The sequence below is a fragment of the Hydrogenophaga sp. genome, from assembly GCF_014773545.1.
GTDB lineage: Bacteria > Pseudomonadota > Gammaproteobacteria > Burkholderiales > Burkholderiaceae_C > Hydrogenophaga.
Genome location: NZ_SDDV01000008.1, coordinates 15,380 through 42,272, shown reverse-complemented (window position 1 = coordinate 42,272; position 26,893 = coordinate 15,380). Strand labels below are relative to the sequence as shown.

Here is a 26,893-nt window from a genome sequence, read left to right as displayed (position 1 = left end):
GCCCTTCCGAATCGTCGCCTTATCCGCATCGAGATGCCAGCTCAGAACATCCGCTGCTGACCGTGCGGATCCGCCGGCGGCGGCTCGGGTTGCGCAGCCCGCTCCAGCGCCTCACTCACCCACTGGATCGCCTCCACCGGCCGCGGCCGGTGATCGATCTCGCGGCCGCAGCCACGGTCGATCCAGGCCAGGGCCAGCCGCTCGTAGACTGGCTGCCAGCCTTCGCCCTCACGCAGTTGCATCTGCGAGTTGGGGATGTAGTGGCCGTTCTTCGTGCGCACCCACAGGCGGCGCGCGGGCTGGTAACTGCTGTGCACCTCGGCGCGGGCCAATACCTGGTTGACGTAGGTGCGCTTGCACCGCGCCTTGGGCCACAACCACGCCGGCAGTTGCTGCAACACATCGTGCAGCTGGTCGGCGAAGAAGCCGGCGAGGACCTTGTAGGGCTCCTGGTGCCGCGTGACGCACCGCGACCACTGCGTCTTCAGCCCAGCCAGCATCAGCGTCAGCACCCAGTACTCTGCCTGGTGCCGTTCCAGCCGTACGAGCCGCCCGTCGGTCTGCACGTCCAGTGCCGGTGGTGCGATCAGGTCGAAGAGCACCGGCAGACCGCTGCCCGCGAAGGCGGCCTCGCGCATCGCGCGGCCGACAGCGTGGTCCCAGGCGGTGTGCCCGAACTCGTCGCGTCGCCCGGGATCCGCACCCTTGGCCAGTAGCGCCTCCACCAAGGGGGCGTTGCCGGCCGTCGCGGCCAGCATCAGCGGCGTGGCGCCCACCGGCTCGGCATGGTCGGGGCCGTGCATGTCGGCGGCACGCAGGATGTCCTTGAAGTGCCTGGCCTGGTAGGGCTGCAGGTGCCGTTGGTGCAGGGCGGACACGGCGCGGCGCACCAGTTGCTGCCGCGCCAGCCAGGGGCTATCGATGCCGTAGCGCGGGGGCAGCAGCGTGCCGGCGCCGGCGAACTCGCGTTCTTCCATCAGCGCGCGCGCCGGGGCGAAGCCGGCCTCGCCCAGACTTTGCACCCACTCGTGCTGGCCGTGCCACAGGGCGTAGTCGAACAGGGTTTGCCGCGGCTTGCTGCTCGGGTTCTTCGGGTCCAGGGCCTTGGGTGCCAGTTCCTCGATCAGGGCGCGGCTCCACGGCGTCCAGGGCACGGGCTTGTGCTGCAGGAAGGCATCGCGGATGGCCTGTGCCTGCTCGGCCTTGCCTTGCAGCTCGAGCCGGCGCGCCTCTTGCGCCCATTCGTCCTGGCTCGACTTGGCCACCGGCTGCGCAGCCGACTCGCCCAGCTGCAGGCCCAGCAGCCCCAGCAGCGGGTGGCCGGTGTCCTGCTCCACCAGCGTCAGCGTCTCCACCGCGCGCGTCATGGCCACGTACAGCGCGTTCACCTGGAACTTGTACAGCTCCAGCGACTTGTCCGCCTTGTCACGCGCGCGGCGGTAGTCGATCTCGTCGCTCTGCAGGTCGGCTGCGGTCACGCCCTCGCATACCTCGGCATAGGTCTGGCGCTGGCCGCAGACCAGTTTGAACAGCAGCACGTGCGGGTACTCCAGGCCCTTCGCTTCGTGCACGCTGAACACCAGCGGCGTGTGGAAAACCAGCCGCGCGGCGGGCTTGTCCTCGTCCCTCAGCACGATCACCGCGTGCCGCGCCGATTGCCGGGTGGCCGCGTCCAGTTGCGCGAGGGTCTTGTCCTTCGCGTCGAGCAGCCGCACCTCTCCGGCCATGGCCGAGGTGCTGCGCACGAGGAAGTTGCTCTCGCGGTCCACCGAGCCGAAGCGCGCCTGTTTGATCTTCAGCAGCCGGTTGGCCAGTGCGGTGACGGCGCGCGTGTTGCGGAAGTTGGCCTGCAGCAGCTTCAGCGGCTGGCGCTGTGCCGCATCACCCGCCAGGCCCTGCCAGAACAGACTCTTCAGCGCCGCCCAACTGAAGAAATTGGGGTGCACGATCTGGTGGCTGTCGCCGCACAGGATGAACTGCCCGGGCTGCTTCAGCATCGCCAGCACCAGCGCCAGTTGCACGGGTGTCAGGTCCTGCACCTCGTCGATCACGACGAAGTCGTAGATCGGCGGCTGCTGCTCGGCGATCTGGGTGCGCCACGCATGCGCCACCAGGTTGCTGTCGTGCAGGCCGGCCTCGTCCAGCCAGGCCCGGTAGCGCTGGAACAGGCCGTGGGCCCGTTCGCGCTGCGCCGTGTTCAGCAGGCTCTGCCGCGTGCCCAGCGCCAGGTAGTCGGCCAGCGACAGCGGGCCCGTCGGTTGCGCGCCGATGACACCGCGGAATTCCTCGAACAGCGCCTGGGCGTCCAGTTCGCCCAGCAGCCGCAGGGTCTGGCGGTGGCCCTGCTGGAAACGTTCCCACCAGACGGCGAACATCGCGAGCGTCACCTCGCGCCCCGGCGGCACGCGCAGCGTCTGCAGCAACTCGCGGTAGCTGAGGAAGTCGACCTCCTGCCTGGGGTTCTCGAAGCCGTGCGCGGCGTGCAGCACGCGGGCGCTCTGCGCCAGGTAGGCCGACAGCGTGACGTACAGCACCCGGCCCTCGGCCTGGCGCAGCCGCGCCAGCGTGACCGCGGTCTTGCCCGAGCCGGCCGAACCGATCAGCACCAGCGGCGCCGGGTGGCGCCAGGCCTCGTCCTGGGCGTCGTCGAAGACGATGGGCTTGTCCAGCAGTTCGAACTGCGTGCGGCCCGTGCCCAGCCAGCGCAAGGGCGTCGCTTCCTCCGCCAGCGAGGGGGCCTTCGCATCGGTGAGCGGCTCGCGCTCGATGCGCGCTTCGTCCACCGTGGCGCCGCGCAGGAAGCGCGAGCGTTCGTAGGCGTGGCTCTCGATCACCTCCAGCGCCAGGCACACGGTCTCTGTGCCGCCTTCGGCCTCGGCGCGCTTGATGCGCGCGAACTGCAGCAGAAGCCGGTTGGCGTAGTCCAGCTTCGCGCGGTAGTACGGCCCGGCGTGCAGCTTCTTCACGTCGGCCGAGCGGAAGTCGCCGGCCTCGATCGCCGCCTTGACCTTGTCGAACGCGGCCCTGACACGGCGCAGATTCAGGTCCTTGTATTGCAGCAGGCGCATTCGATACGGCAATCCGATGTCAGGTTCGTTGATGCAGCCAGGCCTCGCGCAGGCGGTCCTGCTCGGCCATCAGGCGCAACGCTTCGAGGACCACTTCACTGGCGGAGGTGTAGAGCCCCGAGGCCACCTTGGAACGAACCAGTTCCTCAAGCTGCAAGGTCAGGTTGACGTTCATGCCCATGGCTGCGCTTCTTCGACTGCGTGGCAGCAAGAATATCACCTGAATCCGTGAGCCATCGCCGCCCATCCCGGTTTTGGCTGATTTTTCCGCTCTCATTGGGTTTCGGTTCAGATTTTTCCTGCCGCACAGGCTCAAAGTCAAAGCCGACTCGTCCGGGTGTTCGCGCGCTGGCTTTGGGTGCCCGAGTTGTCCATCACAAAGCTGTCCCAGTCCACGGCCATGTAGCCACAGGCCAGCGGACATGGTGGGACTTCAAGAGCCCTGGAGAGGCGCTGAAACCCGAAATCGCCAGCATTCATGCGGGGTTGCGGGTGGCAAGTGGGCCGGCGTGAGACGCCGTGAAACATCACATCAGAACAATGTCGTACTGATCCTGCGTCATCGAACTCTCGACCTGCAAGGAAATCGGCTTGCCGATGAAGTCTGACAGGCCCGCCAGATGCTGGCTTTCCTCGTCCAGAAACAGTTCGATCACTTTGGCCGTGGCCAGCACCCGGAACTCGCGCGGGTTGAAGGCACGCGCTTCGCGCAAAATTTCGCGCAAGATGTCGTAGCAGACGCTGCGCGCGGTCTTGACGGCGCCCTTGCCGGCGCAGGCCGGGCAGGGTTCAGTCAACATGTGGGCCAGCGACTCGCGGGTGCGTTTGCGCGTCATCTCCAGCAGACCCAGTTGCGAGAAGCCGCCGGTCATGGTCTTGACGCGGTCGCGCGCGAGCTGCTTGCGAAATTCAGTCAGTACGGCTTCGCGGTGCTCAGAGCGCACCATGTCGATGAAGTCCACGATCACGATGCCGCCCAGGTTGCGCAGGCGCAACTGGCGCGCAATGGCCTGCGCGGCTTCCAGATTGGTGCGAAAGACGGTGTCGTCAAAATTGCGCGCCCCCACAAAGCCGCCGGTGTTGACGTCCACCGTGGTCAGCGCCTCGGTCTGGTCGATCACCAGATAGGCGCCCGATTTGAGGTCGACCCGACGGCTGAGCGCGCGCGTGATGTCTTCATCGACATTGAAGAGGTCAAAAATCGGCCGCTCACCGTTGTGGAGTTGCAACTTGCTCAGGGTGTCGGGCATGAATTCGGTGGCAAAAACCTGCAGCAGTCCGAATTGCTCGCGCGAATCGACGCGAATCGACTGCGTATCGGCACTCACCAGGTCGCGCAGCACGCGCTGCATTAGGCTCAGGTCTTCGTGCAGCAGCGTCGCAGCCGGCTGACGCGCTGCCGCGTCCTTGATGCGGCCCCAGGTTTTGCGCAGATAGGCAATGTCTTCACTCAGTTCGGCGTCGCTGGCATCTTCGGCGTTGGTGCGCAGAATGAAGCCGTTAGCGGCCGAGCCGTCGGGCGGCAGTGTCAATTTCAGCAGGCGCTGGCGCAGCGCTTCGCGCTGGGCCGATGGAATTTTTTGTGACACGCCGATATGCTGGTCCTGCGGCAAAAACACCAGCAAACGCCCGGCAATGCTGATTTGCGCCGTCAGGCGCGCACCCTTGCTGCCCAGCGGGTCTTTGAGCACCTGCACCATCAGCGCCTGGCCCTCAAAAATCTGGCGCTCGATCGGCAGCACCGGGTTGGGCGCCAGCACACGGGCATTGGCGCCATGGACGGCAACATCGGCCGGGTTGGCCGGGTTGGCCACCGGCGCGGCGCCAGCCGTCCCGGGTACTGGGCTGCGCTCACGCGGCGCGGCGTGCTTGGCGGCAATGCTGGGCATGAGGTCGGCCACGTGCAAAAACGCTGCCCGGTCCAGCCCAATGTCGATAAAGGCCGATTGCATGCCCGGCAGCACACGCACCACCTTGCCCAGGTAGATGTTGCCCACCCGTCCGCGCTCCAGCGTGCGCTCCAAATGCACTTCTTGTACTGTGCCTTGCTCGATGACGGCGACACGGGTTTCGTGCGGGGCCCAATTGATCAGGATGTCCTGGCTCATGTGGATGATTGTTTTGTGGTGGGTGCGGCTGCGCGTGGCCGCACAAAGGGGGGCGTTCGTCAGTCCGGGCGCAGGCCTGCGGCACGCAAAAGCTGCGCGGTCTCGTGCGCTGGCAGGCCCATGATGCCCGAATAGCTGCCGCTGATGTGGCTGATCCACACGGCCGCACGGCCCTGGATCGCATAGGCTCCGGCCTTGCCCATGGGTTCGCCGCTCTGCACGTAGCACTCGATCTGGCACGGCGTCAGCGGCGCAAATCGCACCCACGAGACCGATAGCGCGGCCCAAGTCTGGGCTGGCTGTGTCGCGGGCAGGCCCAGCGCCACCGCCGTCAGCACCCGGTGGCGCTGGCCAGCCAGATCGGTCAGCATCTGGCGCGCCTGCGCGGCGTCTTGTGGTTTGCCCAAAATGCGCCGCCCCAGCGCCACCGTGGTGTCGGCGCACAGCACCGGCGCCGGCGCCAGCGCGCGCCGTTGCTGCCGCGCCAGCGCGGCTTGCAATTTGAGGCGGGTGACGCGCTGCACATAGGCGGCGGCCGATTCGCCGGCTTGCAACGCTTCCAGCGCCTCGACGTCTTCCTGCGCGTCGGGCAGCAGCAATTGATACGGCAAACCCCATTGTTCGAGCAACTGCTGGCGGCGCGGGCTTTGCGAGGCGAGATAAATCATTTTCTGCATTATCAGGAGGACCAGCGGGCCGGGCGCTCATTCTCGGTGATACGGGTGCTTGGCGTTGATCGACCAGGCGCGGTAGAGTTGTTCGACCAGCAGCACGCGCGCCAGCGCGTGTGGCAGCGTCAGGTCAGACAGGCGAATGCGCTGTTGTGCAGCGCAGCGGAACGCGGGCTCCAGCCCGTCTGGCCCGCCCAGCACCAACGCCACGTCGTCACCGTCCAACTGCCACTGTCTGAGTTGCTGCGCCAGCGCCTGGGTGCACAAGCTGCTGCCGCGCTCGTCGAGCGCCACCACCCGGCAGCCGCGTGGCAGCGCGGCCTCGATGCGCGTGCGCTCGGCCTGCAGCAGCGTGCCCAAGGTTTTGCTGCCGCGTGGCTCGGTCTTTACCGTTTTGATCTCCAGCCGCACATCGGGCGGAAAACGTTTGACGTAATCGTCCAGCGCGCTCTGCGCCCAGTCAGGCACACGTTGGCCGACGGCCACGATCAACAGTTTCATCTTCAACCCACTTCTTTCCCGGCATCGTCCCCGCAGCACCCTTGCAGCGGCCCAGTGAAGCAGCAAGCGTTAACGTGAAAGTCGGGCCGCGACTCACTTCGCTCCCCTCTCCCGCGTGCGGGAGAGGGGTTGGGGGTGAGGGAGAACGGGCAGGACTTTCATTTTTTGGGGCGCCTTTTAAAGTCATGCCCGTTTGGTCGGCAGTATAGGGACGAGCTGCTGCTCAGCAAAAGAACGCGGGACTCTGCCTCGTTTTCGTCTGCGCGAGCGCAGCTGCTGTTGCAACAGCGGCCGCAGGTGAGGGTTGGCCTGCGCTGGAACGAAAAGCGCTTGTGACAGCAGCACGGCGCCATTTTCGTTACAGTCCCGGCATGTCTTCACACGCACACCCGGCGCTCGAATCACCGCAAAAATTGTCTGTGCTTCAGGTGCTGGTCTGCGGCGCGGCGGTGGTTGCTCTTTCCATGGGTATTCGGCACGGCTTTGGCCTGTGGCTGCTTCCCATCACCCAGGAACACGGCTGGACGCGCGAAACCTTTGCTTTTGCGCTGGCGGTGCAAAACCTGTCCTGGGGCATTTTCGGCATTTTTGCTGGCATGGCGGCCGATCGCTTTGGCGCCTTTCGCGTGCTGCTGGTCGGCGCGCTGCTCTACGCGCTCGGTCTGGTCGGCATGGCCTTGACGACCGATTCGATCATGTTTGCCCTCAGCGCCGGCGTGCTGATCGGTGCGGCGCAGGCGGGCACCACCTTTGCCGTGGTGTACGGCGTGATCGGCCGCCAGATACCGGCCGAACAGCGTTCCTGGGCCATGGGCGTGGCCGCCGCAGCCGGCTCGTTCGGACAGTTTTTGATGGTGCCGGTCGAGGGCTGGCTGATCAGCAGCTTTGGCTGGCAAGACGCCTTGCTCTACCTGGCGGTTCTGGTGCTGCTGATCGGTCCGCTGGCGCTGGGTTTGCGAGAACCCGGCTTCGCTGCAAGCAGCGCGCCCCGGCGCGAACAAAGCATTTTGCAGGCGCTGCGCGAGGCGCTGCGCTATCGCAGCTTTCAGTTGTTGATGGCCGGTTATTTCGTCTGCGGCTTCCAAGTCGTCTTCATTGGTGTTCATTTGCCCAGCTATTTGAAGGACAATGGCTTGTCGCCGCAGGTGGCGGGTTATGCGCTGGCCTTGATCGGTTTGTTCAACGTGTTCGGCACCTACGCCGCCGGCGTGCTGGGGCAGCGCTGGGCCAAACGCCACATTCTGGCTTTCATTTATCTGGCGCGCGCGCTCGCGATCAGCGTGTTTTTGCTGGTTCCGATTTCACCCCTGAGCGTCTATGTGTTTGCCAGCGTCATGGGCTTGCTGTGGCTCTCCACCGTGCCACCAACCAACGCGGTGGTGGCACAAATTTTTGGTGTGGCGCATCTGTCCATGCTGAGCGGTTTTGTGTTCTTTAGTCACCAGATGGGCAGCTTCATGGGCGTTTGGCTCGGTGGTGTGCTGTACGAACTGCTGGGCAGCTACGACATCGTCTGGTACCTGGCGATTGCGCTGGGCGTTTTCGCCGCCCTGATCAACCTGCCGGTGCGCGAGTCCCCGATTGTTCGCGGTCCGCAGCGCGTCTCAGGGGCGGCGCTGTGAAACCCTGGCTGCGCACCGCCTTGTGCTGGAGCGGCGTGAGCGTGCTGCTGCTGGCCACCTTTGAGCTTTACCGTCAACCCGACTTTTTGCTGCGTCTGGCCAACCTGAACTGGGCTTGTTTTTGATGCACGGCAGCGAACCGGTTTCACCCTGGCTGCGGCGCTGGGCGCATCTGCTGCGTCCCGGGGGGTCTGTGCTCGATGTGGCCTGTGGACATGGCCGACACCTGCGCTGGCTGGCGCAGCAAGGTCATGTCGTCACCGGCGTCGACCGATCCCCCCAGGCCCTGGCGGCATTGCAGGGGCTCGCTCGCCTGGTCTTGGCCGATCTGGAAAACGGGCCCTGGCCATTTGCGGACGAGTTGTTCGATGCGGTGCTGGTGACCAACTACCTCTGGCGCCCCTTGCTGCCCCGGCTTACAGCCAGTCTGGCGCCGGCTGGCGTGCTGATTTACGAGACTTTCAGCGCCGGCCATGAGACCGTGGGTCGGCCGTCGCGGCCTGAATTTTTGCTGCAACCCGGGGAACTGCTACAGGTTTGCGCCGGTCTTCGCATAGTTGCTTTCGAGGACGGTTTTTGCCAGCAGCCGCCGCGCTTCGTGCAACGTGTGGTGGCGCTGCGTGCACCTGTTCAAGACGCGCCGGCCCGCTATGCGCTCGACGCCACTGAGTAGAATGCCCGTATCGACGCGTTGCTGGTCTTGCGGTCTTGCTTGACGCGTGGTCTTTTTTACCCGAGCCTTTTAGCTTATGAAACCCATCACTGGCAGCATTGTTGCCCTGGCCACCCCGATGCTGGACGACGGCAGCGTGGACTACGCCAGTCTGCGCCAATTGATCGACTGGCACATCACCGAAGGCACCGACTGCATTGGGGTGGTCGGCACCACCGGCGAGTCGCCCACCGTGACGGTGCAGGAGCACTGTGAAATCATCCGCGTCGCGGTCGAGCAAGCCCATACCCACGGCAAGCAGCGGGTGCCCATCATGGCCGGTTGCGGAGCCAATTCCACTGCCGAGGCCATAGAGCTGGCGCGTTTTGCGCAGAAGGTCGGCGCCGACTGCCAGCTCCAGGTCGTGCCTTACTACAACAAGCCGACGCAGGAGGGTCAGTACCAGCATTTCAAGAAAATTGCCGAAGCCACTGGCGACTTGCCCATCGTGCTCTACAACGTGCCCGGGCGCACCGTGGCCGACATGGAGCTGCAGACCACGTTGCGGCTGGCGCAGATTCCCGGCATCGTCGGCATCAAGGACGCCAGCGGCAACATCGAGCGCGCGCAGTGGCTGATCCGCGAAGCGCCGGAAGGCTTTGCCATTTATTCCGGCGACGACCCGACCGCCGTGGCGCTGATGCTGTGCGGTGGTCAAGGCAATATCAGCGTCACTGCCAATATCGCGCCGCACCTGATGCGCGAACTCTGCGCGGCGGCCTTGGCTGGCGACGTCAGACGCGCCATGGACATTCAGTTGCGCTTGCTGCCGCTGCACAAAAACCTCTTCATCGAGGCCAACCCGATCCCGCTCAAGTGGGCCATGGCCCGGCTGGGTCTGTGTGGCGGGGCCATGCGGCTGCCGCTGACGCCGCTGTCCTTGGCCAACGAAGCAGCGCTTGAGAGTGCGCTGCGAGAGAGTGGACTGATCACCTGAGCGCAGTCGCTTCCCATCTCACCGGACCGACTTTTTCCATCTCCATTCTGAGCTTGCCCATGCCCACCACCCGATCCCTCCAGGCTGCGCCAACCCCTACTTCATCCACCGGATCGGCCCAGAGGCTGGGCCGCCTGAGCGTGCTCGCAGCCCTTGCCGTGGCTGTCAGCGGCTGCTCGGTGCTGCAAGAAGACCGGATCGACTACAGGGGCGCCGCGCCGGCGCGCACGCTCGATGTGCCGCCCGACTTGACCCAGCTCAGCCGCGATTCGCGCTTTACCGTGCCGGGTGCCGCCGTCAGCGCCCTGCAGATGGCCCCGGCCGCTCAGGCCGTCGGCGCGACAACCGCAGTCGCCGCTGTGGGCGATGTGCGCATCGAACGCTTGGGCAACCAGCGCTGGCTGGTGGTCAATCGACCGCCTGAGCAGCTCTGGGGCCCGCTGCGCGGGTTTTGGCAAGAACACGGTTTTGCGCTCGAAATCGAGCAGGAAAAGCTGGGCATCATGGAGACCGGCTGGGCCGAGAACCGCGCCGACATTCCGCAGGACTTCATCCGGCGCACCATCGGCCGCTTCTTCGAGAACCTGTATTCCACCGCCGAGCGCGACAAGTTTCGCACCCGGCTTGAGCGAAACGACGCCGGTGGCACCGATATCTACATCAGCCACCGCGGCATGATCGAGGTATTCTCCAGCGCCCAGCAAGATCAGACTATGTGGCAGCCGCGCCCCGCCGATGCCGAACTGGAAGCCGAATTCTTGCGTCGACTGATGCTCACGCTCGGCGTTCCACAGGCGCAGGCGCAGGCTGCGATTGCAGGCGAGCCGGCGCCAGCACCGGCTCGCCTGGCCAGCGTCAACGGCGTGTCGGTGCTGCAATTTACCGACAATTTCGACCGCGCCTGGCGCCGCATCGGCCTCTCGCTCGATCGCACCGGCTTCACGGTGGAAGATCGCAACCGCGACCAGGGCATCTACTTTGTCCGTTACGTTGCGCCAGATACCGCGCCCACACAGCCGGGGCTGTTGAGCCGTTGGATCGGCCGTGCGCCGCCGCAGGCAGCCCCCTTGAGCTATCGGGTGTGGGTGCGCAGCGCAGACAACCAGACCGCGGTGTCGGTGCTCGACGCCCAGGGCCAACCGACCACGTCAGTCAATGCCCAGCGCATCCTGCAATTGCTGGCCGATGATTTGAAGTGAGCGCAGGCCCGGTGGGCGGCTTCGTCTACCGGGTGCTGTGGCATTTCTTGCGCGACCACTTGCAGGCAAGTGGTTTTTTGCTGCTTTTGCTGCAACGGCGACCAGGGTCAAGCAAAAAGCCAATAAAAAACCGCCCGAAGGCGGTTTTTTTTTTGTGCGCCCAGCATGGGCGCACTCCCGGAGGTGCAAGTCCTCCCGCGAGCTGACCACAGCGAGCGAAGTGAAGCGCAACTGCATGAGGGCGACCGAGTGTGGGAAGGAAGCGTGGAGCGTAAATCATGAGCCGATGGACAAGAACCAGATAGAAGGCGGTGCCGATCAAGGCGAGCGGGCAAGAAACCGCAAAGCTTTTGTGGTCAAGGGTCAGGCGGCGTAAATCTGGCGGTTGTGTGATGAAGGCTACGCTGACGACTGCAACGTCTACGTAGGCAGCATCAAGGCCGGCGAGCGGGTGATGGGCTAGCTCAGGAAGCTGTACGCAGGCTTGAAGCTTCAAATCAACGAAGCCAAGAGTGCGGTGGCCAGCGCCTTCGGGCGCAAATTCCTGGGCTATGCGCTGTGGGTGGCCAAGGGCCAAGAGGTCAAATGTGCGGTGGCGAAGAAGCCGCTACAGAACTTCAAAGCCCGAATCCGCCAACTCACGCGCCGCTCGGGCGGACGCAGCATGGAGCAAGTGGTGGAGAAACTACGGACCTACCTGCTGGGCTGGAGGGCGTACTTCGGGTTGGCGCAAACACCAGGTGGCTGGCAACAGCCGGCGCTGGTGGCGCAATAGCGCCAAGTTGATCAACAGCGTGCTGACCATCGCTCACTTCGATCAGATGGGACTACCCCGACTCTCATGACCTCAAACTCCCGAACCGCCCGGTGCGGACCCGCATGCCGGGTGGTGTGGCAGGGGCGCAGCCGATAATGGCTGCCCCCTATGCCGATGGACGCGGGACCAAAGGCCCCGCAAATCCAATTACTGAGCAGGCTTGACAGCTTCTTTGGCAGCGTCAACGGCGGCGCCCACAGCAGCACCAGCGGCGGCGCCAGCAGCAGCAGCAGCGGCGTCAAGCGGAGTAGGAGCAGCGGCGTCAGCCGGAGCAGCGGCAGGAGCCTCAACAGGTGCTGGTGCTGGTGCTGGTGCTGGCTCAACCGGTGCAGGAGCCGGAGCAACCGGGGCTTCTTGTTGGCCGCAGGCGGTCAGGGAGATAGCGGCGAGCAAGCTGGCGAGAACGAGAGTTGTTTTCATGAGGACGTCCAAGAAGTAAAGAAAGGAACAAGGAAAATTTCGAATCAATCAAAAAAAAACCCGAACTTCCGATTCGAGCTTGATCGACTCAACCGAGCAGACACAAATCTGCATCTGGGCAGTTTCCGATCATACTGACAAAAAAATATGCGGGTTTATCCGAAGACAAAATTTCAAGGATCTGCCTTGACTGTCATAAAAAAACAACAAAGATCGAGGCTCTGCCTGCACCCGACGTGGCGGCGTTTTTGCCCCCGTCGGCTGTCGGCTGCTAGCATGCAACGGCATGAAAAACAAGACTTCTTCAGGTGGCTTGGTGTACTCCACTGAGGCCGGCCGCATGTGTCCGGCTTGTCGGCAAGCACAGGCGCAATGTGTCTGCCAGCAGGCGCTGCGGCCGGCCGGTGACGGTGTGGTGCGGGTGTCGCGCCAGACGCAGGGGCGCGCTGGCAAGGCGGTCACGCTGGTCAAGGGCCTGGCACTCGACGCCCCCGCGCTGGCCGTCCTGGGCAAGCAACTCAAGACCGCTTGTGGCAGTGGCGGCACGGTCAAAGATGGGGTGATCGAAATCCAGGGCGATCACGTCGAGCGTGTATTGGCCGATTTGCTCGCGCTTGGCCACCGCGCCAAACGGGCAGGTGCATGAGTGGGGCGCTTTCAGGCCACGCGTGACCACCACAGGCGCACGCGCATACCGAATTCGGTTTTGTAGCCGACCTTGGGGCTGCGCAACTGGCCGTCGCCATCAACCACCACAAACGCCGGTACAGAACGCAGGCCCAGCGTGCGCGCCATGTCGCCGCGCGCATCAATGGCCGTAGCCCAGGGCAGTTGGCGCTGTGCCAGCACGCGCGCCACGGCGTCGGGCTGGCCCGATTGCATGGCCACGGTGAGCACTGGCCAGTCGCCCGACAAGCGGGTCACGCTGCCTTCTTCCAGGCGGCAGATCGGGCACCATTCGGCCCAGACGTGCAAGGCCACCGGCTGGCCGGGGTGCTGGGCGCGCCACTGGGCCAACGTGGTCTGGCTGCGGCTGCCGTCTGGGTGTAGCAAGGTGAAAGCCAGGTCGGGCGCCGGGCCGGTTGGCACGTCGCGCGTCTGCCAGGCTTGCACGCCCCAAACCACTGCCAGCAGCAGCGCCAGCGTGCCCAGGTGGCTCTTCCAGCGGCGCCTGAGGCAGGCAAGGCAGTGCTTCATGGTGTGTGCAGAGCGTTTTAGCAGGCAAGAGGCTACAACAGAGGGTCGGTGGACGGGCCGAAGTTCCAGATGTCCACTTTGCATTCTCGCTCGACGGACCATCTCGGTCAAACCCCTGTCGTTCGAGCGGTGACCTCGACCACATGCCTGCTCGACGAAAGTCAAATGCCCAAATTCGAAAGACGCTCAGCCTCTGAGGCGGTGGGTCGAGGTTCAGTCGGCCAGCAGGCGTGCGCTCAGCTCAGATGCGTCGGGCCGCTCGAACACCCTGTTGTGCTGCGCCGTGAGCGGGCCGCCACCGGGCTCGGGCTCGCCCGCAGCGGTGTAGCCCACAGCCTTGAACTTCCACACCGAACCGATGCGCTTGAGATTGCCCACAGGCTGGCCGGCGGCGTCCCGCACGGCGAACACGCCCTCGTTCACCGGGTGCAGGCTCATTGGGCCCAAGTCTTTCAGGGAACCGCTCATGCCGGCGTTCTCCGCCCGGCGCGCACGCCGGGCAGGGGCGCTGCTGCCCGTGCATCGGACCGCGCGCGCCGCCCGCTGAGGATGCGGCCGAGGTTGCCCTCGATCCAGTCGGCCAGCCCCTGCACTTGCCGTGCCACTTCCACCCCCATCGGCGTGAGGCTGTACTCCACATGCGGTGGCACTATCGGGTCACGTGCCGCAGCACTTCGCGCGACGGACATTCGGCCGCAAACAGCTCGCCGCGCGCCATCAGCGTGGCGATGGTGGGGGTGTCGGTCTGAGCGTTCGGGGGTGTGGCTGACATTAGGTGCTTACCTTAGTGTGCGTACTTACAAAAAATTTGCTTGGTCGGTATTCTCCGCGCCTCACCCCATCCACACAAGGCGTTTTTTCATGATCGCCAGCACCGGCGCCACCGGCCAGCTCGGTCGCCTCGTCATCCAGAACCTGCTCAAGACCGTGCCTGTCGGCCAGATCGTGGCCGCCGTGCGCAGCCCCGCCAAAGCCGCTGACCTTGCCGCCCTGGCGGAGTTCGCCGCCGAGATCGCGCAGCAGTCCGGTCAGTCCGTGGTCTACCACGACCTGCCCGACGCCGATGCAGGCGCCTCGATGGGCGCGCTGTTCGACGACGCTAAACAGCTCAGCCAGATGATCGGCCGCCCGACCACGCCGTTGGCGGCGGTGGTGAAGGCGGCGCTGGCGGGTTGATCCAGAACGGGTGCTGAGCGACGGCGCCGACCTCAGCGGCGCGGCGAAGTCGCACCTGAGCCCATGCTACATTGGCTCAGGCGGTCAACGGCGCTGGCGTTGACCGCCTGTTCATGGACAGCTCAACCGAGGAATCCGACTGTGACGACCCCGACCAAATACCTGCTCGACGAAAGTCAGATGCCCAAGTCCTGGTACAACATCCAGGCCGATCTGCCCTGCGCGCTGCCGCCGGTGCTGCACCCCGGCACCTTGCAGCCGATGGGCCCCGATGACCTGGCGCCGCTGTTCCCGATGGAGCTTATCTTGCAAGAGGTGAGTACCGAGCGCGAGATCGACATTCCCGAGCCGGTGCGCGACATCTACAAACTCTGGCGTCCGGCGCCGCTGTACCGCGCGCACCGGCTGGAAAAAGTGCTGGGCACGCCAGCCAAAATTTTCTACAAATACGAAGGGGTCAGCCCGGCCGGCAGCCACAAGCCCAACACCGCCATCCCGCAAGCCTTCTACAACCAGCAAGCCGGTGTGAAGCGCCTGACGACCGAAACCGGCGCCGGGCAATGGGGCAGCTCGCTGGCCTTTGCGGGCAGCCTGTTTGACTTGGAGGTGCTGGTGTTCCAGGTGCGCGTGTCCTACGACCAGAAGCCCTACCGCCGTGCCGTGATGGAAACCTACGGCGCGCGCTGCGTGGCCTCGCCTTCGAACGAAACCGCCTACGGGCGCAGCGTGCTGGCCCAGCGCCCGGAGCACCCCGGCAGCCTGGGCATTGCCATTTCAGAGGCGGTGGAGCTGGCGGTGCAGCGCGAGGACACCAAGTACGCGCTGGGCTCGGTGCTCAACCACGTGTTGCTGCACCAGACCATCATCGGCCTGGAGGCCATGGAGCAACTGCACATGGCCGATGTCTGGCCCGACGTGGTGGTGGGCTGCACCGGGGGTGGCTCCAACTTTGCGGGCATCGCGTTCCCGTTCATTGGCCACGGTTTGCGCGGCGGGCCCAAGCCGCGCATCGTGGCGGTGGAGCCGGCGGCTTGCCCCTCGCTCACACGCGGCAAATACGCCTACGACTTTGGCGACACCGGCCACCTGACACCGCTGACCAAGATGCACACCCTGGGCAGCAGCTTCACGCCGCCGGGTTTTCACGCCGGGGGTCTGCGCTACCACGGCATGGCGCCACTGGTGTCGCATGTGAAAGAACTGGGCTTGCTGGAGGCGCTGGCCTACACCCAGGGCGAGTGCTTTGCCGCCGGGGTGACGTTCGCCCGCGCCGAAGGCATCGTGCCCGCGCCCGAGGCCAACCACGCGGTCAAGGGGGCGATTGAAGAGGCGCTGCGCTGCAAGCGCGAAGGCCGGAGCGAAACCATTTTGTTCAACCTCTGTGGGCACGGCCATTTCGACATGGCTTCGTACCAGAAGTACTTTGCCGGTGAGCTCAAAGACGAGCAATACGACGAAAAAGAGCTGGCGATGGCGCTGGCCGGCCTGCCCAGCGTGCCTGAGCCGGCCTGATGGGCGCGTTCAGGGCTGCACCACTTCGAGCAGGCGGTCCAGCCCCCCGCTGTTGATGGCTACCTGCGCCTGCGCGCGCACCAGCGGCTTGGCGTGGTAGGCCACCGACAGGCCGGCAACGGCCATCATCTCCAGGTCGTTCGCGCCGTCGCCCACTGCGATGCACTGCGCGGCTGAGGCGCCCAGCAGCGACGCCACCTCCAGCAGCGTGCGGCGTTTTTCTGCGCCGTCGCAAATCTCGCCCCAGGGCTGGGGCAGCAGGCGGCCGCTGAGCTGGCCGCAGTTGGGGCCGCTTTCAATTTCCAGCACGTTGGCGCGCGTGAAGTCTATGCCCAGCCAGTGGCGCACGCGCTCGGAAAAAAAAGTGAAACCACCCGAGACCAGTAGCACCTTCAGCCCGGCGGCCTTGCAGGCTTGCACCAGCTCGGCTGCGCCGGGGTTGAGCTGCAGCCGTTCGCGGTAGACCTGCTCCATGTCGGCCACTGTGACGCCACGCAGCAAGGCCACGCGCTGACGCAGGCTTTGCTTGAAGTCGCTGATTTCGCCGCGCATGGCGGCTTCGGTGATGGCTGCCACCTCGGCCTTGCGACCGACCGCAGCGGCAATCTCGTCGACGCACTCGATATTGATCAGCGTCGAGTCCATGTCGAAGGCTATCAGCTTGAAGTCGCCGAGCCTGAGCGGTGGCTGCAAGCCCTGGATCATCAGGCCAGGGGCGAATTCGATGGCTGGGTTCATGGGGGCGATTATCCGGGATCGTCACTCGGTAAAATGGCGCGTTATCACCTACTCGCCGGGTCCACGCACCAGGCTCGCACCGTGTCCTTGCATCTGCGCTATTTTGACGGCGGTAACGCCATCAGCGACTTCAAAGTCCAGCAGTTTTTGCCCCGCCTGGCGGCTGTTTCGGAACAAATTGTCGGCTTGTCGGCCCGTTTTGTGCACCTGGCATCGTTCGACGCCGAACCCGACGCCGCCACACTGCTGCGTCTGGGCCAGTTGCTGAACTACGGCGAGCCCTGCACGCCGCTGCACCTGAAGCTGGCTGGTGCTGCCGCCCCGGTGCTGCTGGTGATGCCGCGGCTGGGAACGGTCTCGCCCTGGGCCTCCAAGGCCACCGACATAGCCCGCAACTGCGGCTTGAAGCTGCACCGGGTCGAGCGCCTGCTGGAGTACCGCTTGCAGTGGCAGGCCCGCTTGTTTGGCGCCAGCGCGCTGACGCCGGCACAGTGGCAGGGCGCTGCCGCGCTGCTGCACGACCGCATGACCGAGACGGTGACGCACGAGCGCAGCCAGGCGCAGGCGCTGTTTGGCCAACTGCAGGCCGCGCCGCTGGAGCAGGTCGATCTGCTCGGCGGCGGTCGCGCCGCGCTGTTGCAGGCCAACACCGACTGGGGCCTGGCCTTGTCGGACGACGAGATCGACTACTTGCTGGGCGCCTTCAGCGGCTTGCAGCGCAACCCGACCGACGTCGAGCTGATGATGTTCGCGCAGGCCAACAGCGAGCACTGCCGGCACAAAATCTTCAACGCCCAGTTCAGCATCGACGGCGTGGCGCAGGACAAAAGCCTCTTTGCCATGATTCGCCACACGCACCAGCAGGCGCCGCAGCACACCGTGGTGGCGTACTCAGACAACGCCTCCATCATGGAAGGCACTGCGGTCGAGCGCTTCATGGCCCGCTGGGACGCAGGCCCTTGTCCGCTCTACGCCAGCGAGACCGCCCGGCAGCACATTTTGATGAAAGTTGAAACGCACAACCACCCAACCGCCATTGCACCGTTTCCCGGCGCGGCCACCGGTGCCGGCGGTGAAATCCGCGACGAAGGCGCCACCGGTCGCGGCTCCAAGCCCAAGGCCGGCTTGAGCGGCTTTAGCGTCTCCAAACTCTGGGGCGGCCTGAGCGAGCAGCCCGGCGGCAAGCCCGAGCACATCGCCAGCCCGCTGCAAATCATGATCGAAGGGCCGCTGGGCGGCGCCGCCTTCAACAACGAATTCGGCCGTCCCACCCTGCTGGGCTATTTTCGTGAGTACGAGCAGCACGTCGCCGGAGTGCAGCGCGGCTACCACAAGCCCATCATGATGGCCGGCGGCCTGGGCGTGATCGACGCCGGGCAGACGCAGAAAATTCAATTTCCGCCCGGCTCGCTGCTGATCCAGCTTGGCGGCCCGGGCATGAAAATCGGCATGGGGGGCAGCGCTGCCAGTTCCATGGCCAGCGGCAGCAACGCGGTCGCGCTCGACTTCGACTCGGTGCAGCGCGGCAACCCTGAGATCGAACGCCGGGCCCAGGAGGTCATCAACCACTGCTGGGCGCAGGGCGCTGACAACCCGATCCTAGCCATTCACGACGTCGGCGCCGGCGGCCTGTCCAACGCCTTCCCGGAGCTGGTCAACGACGCCGGCCGCGGCGCACGCTTTGACATGCGCGCCGTGCCGCTGGAAGAATCCGGTCTGGCGGCGAAAGAAATCTGGTGCAACGAAAGCCAGGAGCGCTATGTGCTGGCGATTGCGCCCGCTGCGCTGGCGCGTTTCCAGGCCTTTTGCGAGCGCGAACGCTGCCCGTTCGCGGTGGTCGGCGTCGCCACCGAAGAGCGCCAATTGCAAGTCGGCGCACTCGATCTGTTCGCGCCGCAGGCAGCCAGCGGTTGCGCCGCACCGGCGCTGGCGGTTGATATGCCGATGAACGTGCTGCTGGGCAAGCCGCCCAAGATGCAGCGCGACGTCAAAACCCACGTGCGCCGCGCAGCGCCGATCCAGCTCGACGGCGTCGATTTGCAGCAGGCCGTGATCGACGTGTTGCGCCACCCCACGGTGGCCTCCAAGCGCTTTCTCATCACCATTGGCGACCGCAGCGTCGGTGGCCTGAGCCACCGCGACCAGATGGTCGGCCCCTGGCAGGTGCCGGTGGCCGATTGCGCCGTCACCCTGGCCGACTTCCAGGGCTTTGCCGGTGAAGCCATGGCGCTGGGCGAGCGCGCGCCGCTGGCCGCGCTCGACGCCGCCGCCGCCGCCCGCATGGCGGTGGCCGAGAGCATCACCAACCTGCTGGCCGCACCGATCGAGTTGGCGCGCGTCAAGCTCTCGGCCAACTGGATGGCCGCCTGCGGCGAACCGGGCGAAGACGCTGCGCTGTACGAGGCCGTGCAAGCGGTTGGCATGGAGCTGTGTCCGGCGCTGGGCATCTCGATCCCGGTTGGCAAGGACAGCCTGTCCATGCGCGCCCAATGGTCGCACGCGGGCGAACAAAAGAAAGTCAGCGCGCCGGTGAGCCTGGTTGTGACCGCTTTTGCCACCCTGGCCGACGTGCGCGGCACCTGCACGCCGGAACTCAATCGCGAGATCGAAGACAGCACGCTGCTGCTGATCGACCTCGGCCAAGGCCGCCAGCGCATGGGCGGCAGCATTCTGGCGCAGGTCCTCGGTCAAGAGGGCGGCGCGGTGCCCGACCTCGACCGCCCGCAAGACCTGATTCAACTCGTTCAAGCCGTCAATGCCTTGCGCGCCCAGGGCCAGATACTGGCCTACCACGACCGCAGCGACGGCGGTCTGCTGGCGGCGGTGGCCGAAATGGCGTTTGCCGGTCACGTCGGCGTGGCGCTCAACCTCGACCTGCTGCTGACCGAGGGCGACGGCATCAGCGACAGCCGCATGGACAGCGGCGACGCCAAGAACTGGGCGCAGCAGGTCGGCGCGCGCCGCGCCGACCTCACCCTCAAGGCGCTGTTCAACGAAGAGCTGGGCGTGGTGTTGCAAGTACCCACGGCCGAGCGCGACGCGGTGCTGCGAACGCTGCGCGCGCACGGTCTGTCGGCGCACAGCCACGTGATCGGCAAGACCCGTCCGGCCTGCTCGGGCACGGACGCCGGCCAGGGCCGGCTGCAGATCTGGCGCGACGCCAAGCGGGTGTTTGACGCCAGCCTGTTCGACCTGCACCAGGTCTGGGACAGTGTGAGCTGGAACATCTGCCGCCAGCGCGACAACCCGGCCTGCGCCGACGCCGAACACGCCGGCGCCGGTCAAGCCGACGACCCGGGCCTGCACGTCCATCTGGTGCTGGCACCCGAGCTGCGCGCTGGCCTGGAGGCGCCGGCCTTGTTGCTGCAGCAGCCCAGGGTTGCCATCCTGCGCGAGCAGGGCGTCAACTCGCATCTTGAGATGGCCTACGCCTTCACCCAGGCCGGTTTTGCGGCGTTTGACGTTCACATGACCGACTTGCAAAACGGCCGCGCCCGGCTGACCGACTTTCAAGGCGTGGTGGCCTGCGGCGGCTTCAGCTACGGCGACACGCTGGGCGCGGGCGTAGGCTGGGCGCGCTCGATCAGTTTCAACCCGCTGCTGTCCGAGCAATTCCAGCATTTCTTTGCCCGCGCCGACACCTTTGGCCTGGGCGTGTGCAACGGCTGTCAGATGTTTGCCGAACTGGCCGACATCATTCCCGGTGCGGCGCACTGGCCGCGCTTTACCACCAACCAGAGCGAGCGCTTCGAAGCCCGGCTGTCCATGGTCGAGGTGCTGGACTCGCCCAGCCTGTTTCTGCGCGGCATGGCCGGCAGCCGACTGCCGATCGCGGTGGCGCACGGCGAGGGCTACGCCAACTTCAAGCGGCAGGGCGACCCGGCGCGGGTGATTGCCGCCCTGCGCTTCGTCGATCATTCAGGCGCCGCCACCGAAGCCTACCCCTTCAACCCCAACGGCAGCCCCGGCGGCCTGTGCGCCGTCACCAGCGCCGACGGCCGCTTCACCGCCATGATGCCGCACCCCGAGCGCGTGTTCCGCAACATCCAGCTCAGTTGGACCCGAGGCGACCCCAGCGCACCAAGTCCGTGGTTGCAGCTCTGGCACAACGCGCGCCGTTGGCTGGATTGAGCGCCGGATCGCGTTGCGATCCGAGCGAGCCTGCTGTCACAGCGGTGCGACCTCAAGCTGTTAACCTGTCGAGCTTCAGAATCGCCCGTCACTGCCGCCCAGTCGCACCACCATGAACCCATCCAGTCACCCAGCACTCAACCCTGGCGTGCGCAAGCGAGAAGTTTTGGGTTGGGCCATGTACGATTTTGCCAACTCAGGCTATACCACCGTGGTGCTCACGGCGGTGTTCAGCGCCTACTTCGTCAGCGGCATCGCTGGCGGCGCCAGTTGGGCCACGCTGGCCTGGACTTCGGCGCTGGCGTTCTCCAGCATCATCGTCATGCTCACCATGCCGCTGATCGGCGCCTACGCCGACTTGCGGGCGGCCAAGAAACAACTGCTGATGATCTCCACCGCCGGCTGCGTGCTCGCCACCGCGGCGCTGGCCGGCGCTGGCCCCGGCCAGGTGGCGTGGGCGATCGTGGCGGTGGTGCTGTCGAATGTGTTTTTCAGCTACGGTGAGTCGCTCATTGCGGCCTTCCTGCCCGAACTGGCACGCCCCGACAGCATGGGTCGGGTTTCCGGTTGGGGCTGGGGCTTTGGCTATTTCGGTGGCATGCTCACGCTCGGTCTGAGTCTGGCCTACGTGTTCTGGGCTCAAGGGCAGGGTCTGCCGGCGTCGCACTTTGTTCCGGTGACGATGCTGATCACCGCAGCGGTGTTTGCGCTGTCTTCGCTGCTGACTTTTATTTTGCTGCGCGAGCGCGCTCAGCCGCAGACCCGGCAGCAAAAGCTGGAGCAGGCGCACCACTTCGCGCTCTTGCGCGGCCATGCGCCGCCGCCGTCGCAGGTGCTGCAAGAGCCTGGTTTGCAGGCTTCGCTGGCGCGTTTGCACCGCACCTGGCATGAGTCGCGGCGCTTTCGCGACTTCAGCGCCTTTTTGCTCAGTTCGGTCGCTTACCAGGCCGGCATCTCGGTGGTGGTGACCTTGGCCGCGGTGTACGCCGCCGAGGTGCTCCGGTTCACCCAGATGCAGACCATGATGATGATCTTCCTGGTCAACATCGCGGCCATCATTGGCGCTTTCGTCTGGGGTTACGTGCAAGACCGCATCGGCCATCGGCCGGCACTGGGCATCACCTTGGGCGGCTGGATTCTGATGACGCTGCTGGCCGCACTGGCCACCGGTCCGACGCTGTTTTGGGTTGCGGCGGTGCTTGCCGGCTTGTGCATGGGCAGCAGCCAGTCGGCCGGTCGGGCGCTGGCTGGCGTTTTCTCTCCGGCACCCCGGCGCGCCGAGTTCTTCGGTTTGTGGACTTTTGCCGTGCGGCTGTCGTCCATCGTCGGCCCCATGACCTACGGGCTTATCACCTGGATCACGGCCGGCAATCACCGGCTGGCCATCGTCTCCACCGGCGCGTTCTTCGTGCTCGGTTTGCTGCTGCTGGCGCGGGTCAACGTCAACCGCGGCATTGAAGCCGCTGCCAGCAACGGCGACGTCTGAGTCGCTCTCAGGCTTCTTCGGGCGGCAGTCCGCTCACAATCACCGCCCGCGCCGCGTCGCGCAACTGCACGGCGCTGGCAAACAAGTCGGCGCCGGCGACCGGCTCCAGCGGCGCACCGATTTGCACCGACAAAGGGGTCCAGCGCGGCCACCAGCGCTCGCCGGGCAGCAAGGTGCGCGTGCCGGTCAGCGTGACCGGTAGCAAGGGAACCTCAGCCTGCGCAGCGGCAATGAAGCCGCCCAGCCGAAACGGCAGCAGGCCGGCTGAGGCGCGAAACGTGCCCTCGGGAAACAGCAGCAGCGATTGTCCGGCCTGCGCCGCTGCAGCCATGGCTTGTGCATCGGCCACACTGCGGCGCGGGTCGAAGCGTTCGACAAACGCCACCCCCAGGCGGCGCAGAAAGCGACCGGCTACGAACTGGCTGGCCAGCTCGCGCTTGACGACGAAGGCGTGCGGCTTGGGCAGTGCGGCCACCAGCACCAGACCGTCGAGGTAGCTGGCGTGGTTGCACACCAGAACGGCGGCGGTCTGCGTGGGCAGGTGTTGCAGTCCCTGCACCGACAGCGGCAGGCCGCTCAGGCGCAACAAGCCGCGCGCCGCGAACCGGCACAGGGCCCAGGCCGAAGCCTGGTTCGGCCGCGTTTGCACCAGCAGCCAAACCAGCGGTGTAAACAGCGCGAACAGCAGCAGCGCCCACAGGCCAAACAGCAAGCCAGCGCTGCGCTGGACGAGCCGGTGGGCGGCGGCGCGCGCGCGCAAGCCGACGCTGCCCAGCGCCAGCCGCAGCCACTGGCGCTGTGGGCTCAGCGTGGATGCGCCCACGCCGCCTTGCTCGACCAGCACACGGCACGCCGCCCGCCGCACCTTGCCGCTGGAGGTTTTCAACACCGTGTGCGGCGGTGCCAAAATGATTTCGTCGGCCGGCTCGCCAATCGCATCGACGACGGCGCGCGCCACCGCCGCGCGCAGCTCGGCTGGCGCGCGCGCATGGCGCGGCTGGATCTCGGCCAGCACCACCAGCCGTTCGGTGCCGCTGTCGGCGTCGCTGCGCCCAAAAACCGCCACGCAACCCTTGCGCACACCAGGCACGGCACCCACGGCGTCTTCGATCTCCTGCGGGTAGAGGTTGCGCCCCGCGCGAATCACAATGTCTTTTACCCGACCGGTGACAAAAATGTCATCTTCGGCTGCGTAGGCGCGGTCGCCGCTGTCGAGCCAGCCGTTTTGAAACAGGCGCGCACTTTGTTCGGGCGCGCGCCAATAGCCTTGCGTGGCCGACGGGCCGCGAAACACCAAGCGACCTTCGGTGCGCTCAGGCAGCGTCTGCCCGGCGGCGTCGACGATGCGCACCTCGTGGCCGGGCAGGGCGCGGCCACAGGCGACAAAGCGCAGAGCGCCGCCGTCGGTGGCGGCGCTGGGCACGGCCCGCTGCTCACGCTCGAAAGTGGCGCGTTCGATCACATCGACGCGCGGGCCGCGCCCGAGCGGCGGAAACAGCAAGCCGACCGAGGACTCGGCCAGCCCGTACACCGGCGTCATGGCTTCGGGACGAAAACCGCAGGCGGCAAAGCGCTGCTGGAAGCGGCTGAGGGTGCTCGCAAGCACCGGTTCGGCGCCGTTGAATGCCAGCCGCCAGCGGCTCAGGTCGAGTCCGGCCAGGGCCTCGTCGCCGATGCGCGACAGGCACAGCTCGTAGGCGAAGTTGGGACCGGCTGAGAGCGTGCCGCCAAAGCTGGAGATGGTTTCCAGCCAGCGCTGGGGTCGCGCCAGAAACGCCAGCGGCGACATCACCACCAGCGGGCAGCCGACGTAAAAAGAGTTCAGCCAGGCGCCGATCAAGCCCATGTCGTGGTACAGCGGCAACCAGCTCACGAACACGTCGTCGCTGCGCGCATCGATCACTTGCAGCATGGCGCGAATATTGGCCAGCAGGTTGGCGTGCGTCAGCGCCACGCCCTTGGGCTGACCGGTGCTGCCCGATGTGTATTGAATGAAGGCCGTGTCGTCGCTGCGCACCGGCACCGGCTGCGGCGTGCCAGCCTGCGCCAGCAAATCGTCGGCGCTGAGCAGCGCGCGCAGACCCGGCACGCGCGCCTGCAACAGCCGTGCCACCGTCATGGCCTGCGGCACGCTGACCATCAACACCGTTTGCGCGCTCTCCAGAATGCCGGTGTGGCGCCGCACGTGGTCTTCCAGTTGCGAGGGACGTGCTGGCGGGTAGATCGGCACCGGAATGCCGCCGGCGCGCAAAATGCCCAGGTAGGTGTAGAAGTAGGCGGGCGAAGTCGGCAGCATGATCGCCACCGTTTGCCGCTGTTTGAGTCCGGCGCGCTGCAAACCGGCTGCCACCGCAGCCGAAGCATCGGCCAGTTGCCGGTAACTGATGCGAGTTTGCTCGTTGTCGGCCAGATAAATGATTTGCGTCAGGTCGGGGTGCACCTGCACGTGCGCGTCAAGCACGTCGAGCAAGGTGTGGGCCTGCAGCCAGGGCGCCGCGTTGGAGCCCCCAGCGGGCAGCGGCGCTGCGCTGACTGGCTGCGCCGGCTGCGTCTGAGGCGGCGCGCTGGCACCGGTCGGCGCGCGCGCACGCCCTTGTTGCAAGGCCTGCCACAAGTCGTCCACCGTTTCGGCGTTTTGCAGCGTTTCTTCCGGCAAGGCCACAGCAGCGGCCGACTCGATGCGCAGCAACAACTCCATGCGCCCTAGGCTGTCAAAGCCCAGTTCGCGGTCCAGTGTGCTGGCCGAGCTGATCGGCGGCAAGTCGGGTCGGCCGGGGTGCAGGTCGCGCAGGGTCTGGGCCACCAGCGCGTGCAACTGCTCCAAACTCAAGCGGCTACTGGGTGCAGGCAGGTCGGAGCGGTACATGACGGTTCATTTTCCTTGTTTAGAGCCGGCTGGATTGTGCCCTTTTCCTTTGACGCGGCGTGCGGGCCGGGGACATAAAATCAAGCTACAATGGCAGGCTTGTCGGCGTGTAGCGCAGCCTGGTAGCGCACTTGCATGGGGTGCAAGGGGTCGCGAGTTCGAATCCCGCCACGCCGACCAATAAAAAGCCAGACCGAAAGGACCGATCAAGGCGAGCGGTCCAGAAACTGCAAAGCTTTTGTATCGGCCTACTGGAGGCGGCGCTGGCGAGACAGAACATGCAAGCGGCAGGCAAGCGGGTCAAGGTCAACAAAAGCGCAGCCGGGGTGCATGGGTTGAGTTCGTCTCTGCGGCACAGCGTGCCCAGGCAGATCCAGCTCAATTGAGCTGTTTGACCAGTATCTGACTCCTGCGATCCCAGTTGTATTTGCGTTTGCGTGCATCGGGCAGCCAGTCGGGGCCGACCGGTTCGAAACCACGTTTGATGAACCAGTGCATGGTGCGGGTGGTGAGCACGAAAATGCTTTTCAAGCCCTGCGCACGCGCGCGCACTTCGATGCGTTTGAGCAGCCGCTCGCCGTCGCCCTGACTCTGAGCGTCGGGCGAGACGGTCAGGGCGGCCATTTCGCCGGTACGCTGCTCCGGGTAGGGGTAGAGCGCGGCGCAGCCAAAAATCACGCCGTCGTGCTCGATCAAGGTGTAGCAGCCGGCGTCGCGCTCAAGTTCGGTGCGGTCGCGTTTGACCAGCGTGCCGTCTTTTTCGTAGGGCTCGATCAGCGCAACCAGGGCGCTGATGTCGTCCACGGTGGCTTCGCGCAGGCTTTCGAGTTTTTCATCGACCACCATGGTGCCGATGCCGTCGTGGGTGTAAATCTCCAGCAGCAGCGCGCCGTCAACGGCAAAGGGCAGGATGTGACTGCGATCGACCCCGCCTTCACAGGCGCGCACGCAGTGCTGCAAATAAAACGCGCTGTCGCTTGGCTGGGTTGGCGCGGGCAGTTCAGCCAACAACTGCCTGGCATCGGCCAGTGACAATTCGGTATCGATTTCGCTTTGCGGGTCATCCACCTGGACGCGAATGCCGGGCAACTCGCTCAGAAACATCAGCTTGTCGGCCTGCAGCGCAATGGCCACCGAGGTCGCCACGTCTTCCATTGTCAGGTTGAAGGCTTCACCGGTGGGCGAGAAGCCAAACGGCGACAGCAGCACCAGCGCGCCCATGTCGAGGGCGCGCTGTATGCCTTCGGTGTCGATCTTGCGCACCAGACCCGAATGCAGAAAGTCCACGCCGTCGAGCAGACCAACCGGGCGCGCGGTGATGAAGTTGCCCGAAATCACCCGCACCGTGGCGCCGGCCATGGGCGTGTTGGGCAGGCCCTGGCTGAAGGCGGCCTCGATTTCATAGCGCAACTGGCCGGCGGCTTCCTGCGCGCAGTCCAAGGCCACCGAATCGGTGATGCGCAGGCCATGCGAGTAGCGGGCCGGGTGGCCCTTGGCTTTCAGTTGTTCGTTCACCTGCGGTCGAAAACCGTGCACCAGAACGATTTTGACGCCCATGCTCTGGATCAACGCCAGGTCTTGCGCCACGTTGGCCAGCTTGCCTGCGGCGATGGCCTCGCCGGCCATGCCGACCACCAGGGTGTTGTTGCGGTGCTTATGAATGTAGGGCGCGACCGAGCGAAACCAGGGCACGAAGGTGAAGTTGAAGACGTTGGACATGGCGGTCAAGGCG

Annotated in this window: 23 protein-coding genes, 1 tRNA gene and 1 pseudogene; 13 read left to right on the top strand and 12 right to left on the bottom strand. The window is 65.6% G+C overall.

All coding sequences use genetic code 11. The features are described from left to right. Positions 1-41: 41 nt before the first annotated feature. The 5 genes from EST26_RS07415 to rlmH form a co-directional block, all read right to left on the bottom strand. The gene (locus EST26_RS07415; RefSeq protein WP_291066639.1) at positions 42-3,068 is read right to left on the bottom strand and encodes an AAA family ATPase; all 3,027 of its coding nucleotides are present in this window, start codon (positions 3,066-3,068) and stop codon (positions 42-44) included. A gap of 19 nt (positions 3,069-3,087) precedes the next feature. Then, a complete protein-coding gene (locus EST26_RS07410) occupies positions 3,088-3,492 on the bottom strand; it encodes a type II toxin-antitoxin system ParD family antitoxin (RefSeq protein WP_291066637.1) in 405 nt (134 codons plus the stop codon). 103 nt (positions 3,493-3,595) lie between these two features. Next, positions 3,596-5,176: an Rne/Rng family ribonuclease gene (locus tag EST26_RS07405; RefSeq protein WP_291066635.1), complete on the bottom strand. Its 1,581-nt coding sequence runs from the start codon at positions 5,174-5,176 to the stop codon at positions 3,596-3,598. Between the two features lie 59 nt (positions 5,177-5,235). Then, positions 5,236-5,853: a Maf family protein gene (locus EST26_RS07400; RefSeq protein ID WP_291066633.1), complete on the bottom strand. Its 618-nt coding sequence runs from the start codon at positions 5,851-5,853 to the stop codon at positions 5,236-5,238. A 27-nt stretch (positions 5,854-5,880) separates the two neighbouring features. Beyond that, complete coding sequence (gene rlmH, locus EST26_RS07395; protein WP_291066631.1) at positions 5,881-6,348, bottom strand: 23S rRNA (pseudouridine(1915)-N(3))-methyltransferase RlmH; 468 nt, start codon at positions 6,346-6,348, stop codon at positions 5,881-5,883. 371 nt (positions 6,349-6,719) lie between these two features. On the opposite strand from rlmH, the gene EST26_RS07390 reads away from it, so the two are divergent. From EST26_RS07390 to EST26_RS07350, 8 genes and pseudogenes are all read left to right on the top strand, one after another. After that, positions 6,720-7,970 (top strand): MFS transporter, encoded by a 1,251-nt coding sequence (locus EST26_RS07390; RefSeq protein WP_291066629.1) that lies wholly within the window; start codon positions 6,720-6,722, stop codon positions 7,968-7,970. Next, positions 7,967-8,095, top strand: coding sequence for a hypothetical protein (locus EST26_RS07385; RefSeq protein WP_291066628.1), 129 nt, complete (start codon positions 7,967-7,969; stop codon positions 8,093-8,095). Before EST26_RS07390 ends, EST26_RS07385 begins: the two co-directional genes overlap by 4 nt. Next, complete coding sequence (locus EST26_RS07380) at positions 8,095-8,643, top strand: class I SAM-dependent methyltransferase (protein WP_291066626.1); 549 nt, start codon at positions 8,095-8,097, stop codon at positions 8,641-8,643. The genes EST26_RS07385 and EST26_RS07380 overlap by 1 nt, the downstream gene beginning before the upstream one ends. A 76-nt stretch (positions 8,644-8,719) precedes the next feature. After that, positions 8,720-9,619 (top strand): 4-hydroxy-tetrahydrodipicolinate synthase, encoded by a 900-nt coding sequence (dapA, locus tag EST26_RS07375; RefSeq protein ID WP_291066624.1) that lies wholly within the window; start codon positions 8,720-8,722, stop codon positions 9,617-9,619. A 59-nt stretch (positions 9,620-9,678) separates the two neighbouring features. Then, a complete protein-coding gene (gene bamC, locus EST26_RS07370) occupies positions 9,679-10,818 on the top strand; it encodes an outer membrane protein assembly factor BamC (protein ID WP_291066622.1) in 1,140 nt (379 codons plus the stop codon). Positions 10,819-10,855: 37 nt separating this feature from the next. Next, entirely contained in the window at positions 10,856-11,194 is a 339-nt protein-coding gene (locus EST26_RS07365; RefSeq protein ID WP_291066620.1) for a hypothetical protein, read from the top strand. Positions 11,195-11,218: 24 nt separating this feature from the next. After that, a pseudogene (locus tag EST26_RS07360) lies at positions 11,219-11,663 on the top strand (group II intron maturase-specific domain-containing protein); the annotation flags it as partial. 678 nt (positions 11,664-12,341) lie between these two features. After that, entirely contained in the window at positions 12,342-12,701 is a 360-nt protein-coding gene (locus EST26_RS07350; protein WP_291066616.1) for a translation initiation factor Sui1, read from the top strand. Between the two features lie 11 nt (positions 12,702-12,712). Here the strand turns inward: EST26_RS07350 and EST26_RS07345 are convergent, their stop codons facing one another. From EST26_RS07345 to EST26_RS10480, 4 genes are all read right to left on the bottom strand, one after another. Then, positions 12,713-13,252 carry a redoxin domain-containing protein gene (locus EST26_RS07345; RefSeq protein ID WP_291066614.1) on the bottom strand — a complete coding sequence of 180 codons (540 nt, stop codon included), beginning with the start codon at positions 13,250-13,252 and terminating at the stop codon, positions 12,713-12,715. Between the two features lie 213 nt (positions 13,253-13,465). Beyond that, on the bottom strand, positions 13,466-13,720 hold the full coding sequence (locus EST26_RS07340; RefSeq protein WP_291066612.1) for a hypothetical protein: 255 nt from the start codon (positions 13,718-13,720) through the stop codon (positions 13,466-13,468). Further along, a complete protein-coding gene (locus EST26_RS10485; RefSeq protein ID WP_366474532.1) occupies positions 13,717-13,890 on the bottom strand; it encodes a hypothetical protein in 174 nt (57 codons plus the stop codon). The genes EST26_RS07340 and EST26_RS10485 overlap by 4 nt, the downstream gene beginning before the upstream one ends. Positions 13,891-13,901: 11 nt before the next feature. Further along, positions 13,902-14,024, bottom strand: a complete 123-nt coding sequence (locus EST26_RS10480; RefSeq protein ID WP_366474530.1) for a hypothetical protein — start codon at positions 14,022-14,024, stop codon at positions 13,902-13,904. Positions 14,025-14,113: 89 nt separating this feature from the next. Here EST26_RS10480 and EST26_RS07330 point away from each other — a divergent pair, with 89 nt between their 5' ends. After that, a complete protein-coding gene (locus EST26_RS07330) occupies positions 14,114-14,428 on the top strand; it encodes an SDR family oxidoreductase (RefSeq protein ID WP_291066610.1) in 315 nt (104 codons plus the stop codon). A gap of 141 nt (positions 14,429-14,569) precedes the next feature. Beyond that, the gene (locus tag EST26_RS07325) at positions 14,570-15,940 is read left to right on the top strand and encodes a TrpB-like pyridoxal phosphate-dependent enzyme (protein ID WP_291066608.1); all 1,371 of its coding nucleotides are present in this window, start codon (positions 14,570-14,572) and stop codon (positions 15,938-15,940) included. Between the two features lie 9 nt (positions 15,941-15,949). Here the strand turns inward: EST26_RS07325 and serB are convergent, their stop codons facing one another. Then, positions 15,950-16,678 carry a phosphoserine phosphatase SerB gene (gene serB, locus EST26_RS07320; RefSeq protein WP_291066606.1) on the bottom strand — a complete coding sequence of 243 codons (729 nt, stop codon included), beginning with the start codon at positions 16,676-16,678 and terminating at the stop codon, positions 15,950-15,952. An 81-nt stretch (positions 16,679-16,759) separates the two neighbouring features. On the opposite strand from serB, the gene purL reads away from it, so the two are divergent. Beyond that, positions 16,760-20,809, top strand: coding sequence for a phosphoribosylformylglycinamidine synthase (gene purL, locus EST26_RS07315; protein WP_291066605.1), 4,050 nt, complete (start codon positions 16,760-16,762; stop codon positions 20,807-20,809). 112 nt (positions 20,810-20,921) lie between these two features. Then, complete coding sequence (locus EST26_RS07310) at positions 20,922-22,295, top strand: MFS transporter (RefSeq protein ID WP_291066602.1); 1,374 nt, start codon at positions 20,922-20,924, stop codon at positions 22,293-22,295. Positions 22,296-22,302: 7 nt separating this feature from the next. Here the strand turns inward: EST26_RS07310 and EST26_RS07305 are convergent, their stop codons facing one another. Next, positions 22,303-25,161 carry an AMP-binding protein gene (locus tag EST26_RS07305; protein ID WP_291066601.1) on the bottom strand — a complete coding sequence of 953 codons (2,859 nt, stop codon included), beginning with the start codon at positions 25,159-25,161 and terminating at the stop codon, positions 22,303-22,305. Between the two features lie 103 nt (positions 25,162-25,264). On the opposite strand from EST26_RS07305, the gene EST26_RS07300 reads away from it, so the two are divergent. Continuing rightward, positions 25,265-25,341 (top strand) — tRNA-Pro (locus EST26_RS07300). Between the two features lie 198 nt (positions 25,342-25,539). Here the strand turns inward: EST26_RS07300 and argA are convergent. Next, the gene (argA, locus tag EST26_RS07295; protein ID WP_291066729.1) at positions 25,540-26,880 is read right to left on the bottom strand and encodes an amino-acid N-acetyltransferase; all 1,341 of its coding nucleotides are present in this window, start codon (positions 26,878-26,880) and stop codon (positions 25,540-25,542) included. Between the last annotated feature and the right edge of the window lie 13 nt (positions 26,881-26,893).

Bases quoted from the DNA above. Each gene is read 5' to 3' on its own strand.
- argA (WP_291066729.1), bottom strand. From the start codon at position 26,880: ATGTCCAACGTCTTCAACTTCACCTTCGTGCCCTGGTTTCGCTCGGTC.
- bamC (WP_291066622.1), top strand. From the start codon at position 9,679: ATGCCCACCACCCGATCCCTCCAGGCTGCGCCAACCCCTACTTCATCC.
- EST26_RS07350 (WP_291066616.1), top strand. From the start codon at position 12,342: ATGAAAAACAAGACTTCTTCAGGTGGCTTGGTGTACTCCACTGAGGCC.
- serB (WP_291066606.1), bottom strand. From the start codon at position 16,678: ATGAACCCAGCCATCGAATTCGCCCCTGGCCTGATGATCCAGGGCTTG.
- EST26_RS07405 (WP_291066635.1), bottom strand. From the start codon at position 5,176: ATGAGCCAGGACATCCTGATCAATTGGGCCCCGCACGAAACCCGTGTC.
- dapA (WP_291066624.1), top strand. From the start codon at position 8,720: ATGAAACCCATCACTGGCAGCATTGTTGCCCTGGCCACCCCGATGCTG.
- EST26_RS07345 (WP_291066614.1), bottom strand. From the start codon at position 13,252: ATGAAGCACTGCCTTGCCTGCCTCAGGCGCCGCTGGAAGAGCCACCTG.
- rlmH (WP_291066631.1), bottom strand. From the start codon at position 6,348: ATGAAACTGTTGATCGTGGCCGTCGGCCAACGTGTGCCTGACTGGGCG.
- EST26_RS07305 (WP_291066601.1), bottom strand. From the start codon at position 25,161: ATGTACCGCTCCGACCTGCCTGCACCCAGTAGCCGCTTGAGTTTGGAG.
- EST26_RS07380 (WP_291066626.1), top strand. From the start codon at position 8,095: ATGCACGGCAGCGAACCGGTTTCACCCTGGCTGCGGCGCTGGGCGCAT.
- EST26_RS07390 (WP_291066629.1), top strand. From the start codon at position 6,720: ATGTCTTCACACGCACACCCGGCGCTCGAATCACCGCAAAAATTGTCT.
- EST26_RS07340 (WP_291066612.1), bottom strand. From the start codon at position 13,720: ATGAGCGGTTCCCTGAAAGACTTGGGCCCAATGAGCCTGCACCCGGTG.
- EST26_RS07310 (WP_291066602.1), top strand. From the start codon at position 20,922: ATGAACCCATCCAGTCACCCAGCACTCAACCCTGGCGTGCGCAAGCGA.
- EST26_RS07400 (WP_291066633.1), bottom strand. From the start codon at position 5,853: ATGCAGAAAATGATTTATCTCGCCTCGCAAAGCCCGCGCCGCCAGCAG.
- EST26_RS10480 (WP_366474530.1), bottom strand. From the start codon at position 14,024: ATGTCAGCCACACCCCCGAACGCTCAGACCGACACCCCCACCATCGCC.
- EST26_RS07415 (WP_291066639.1), bottom strand. From the start codon at position 3,068: ATGCGCCTGCTGCAATACAAGGACCTGAATCTGCGCCGTGTCAGGGCC.
- EST26_RS07330 (WP_291066610.1), top strand. From the start codon at position 14,114: ATGATCGCCAGCACCGGCGCCACCGGCCAGCTCGGTCGCCTCGTCATC.
- EST26_RS07410 (WP_291066637.1), bottom strand. From the start codon at position 3,492: ATGTCCGCTGGCCTGTGGCTACATGGCCGTGGACTGGGACAGCTTTGT.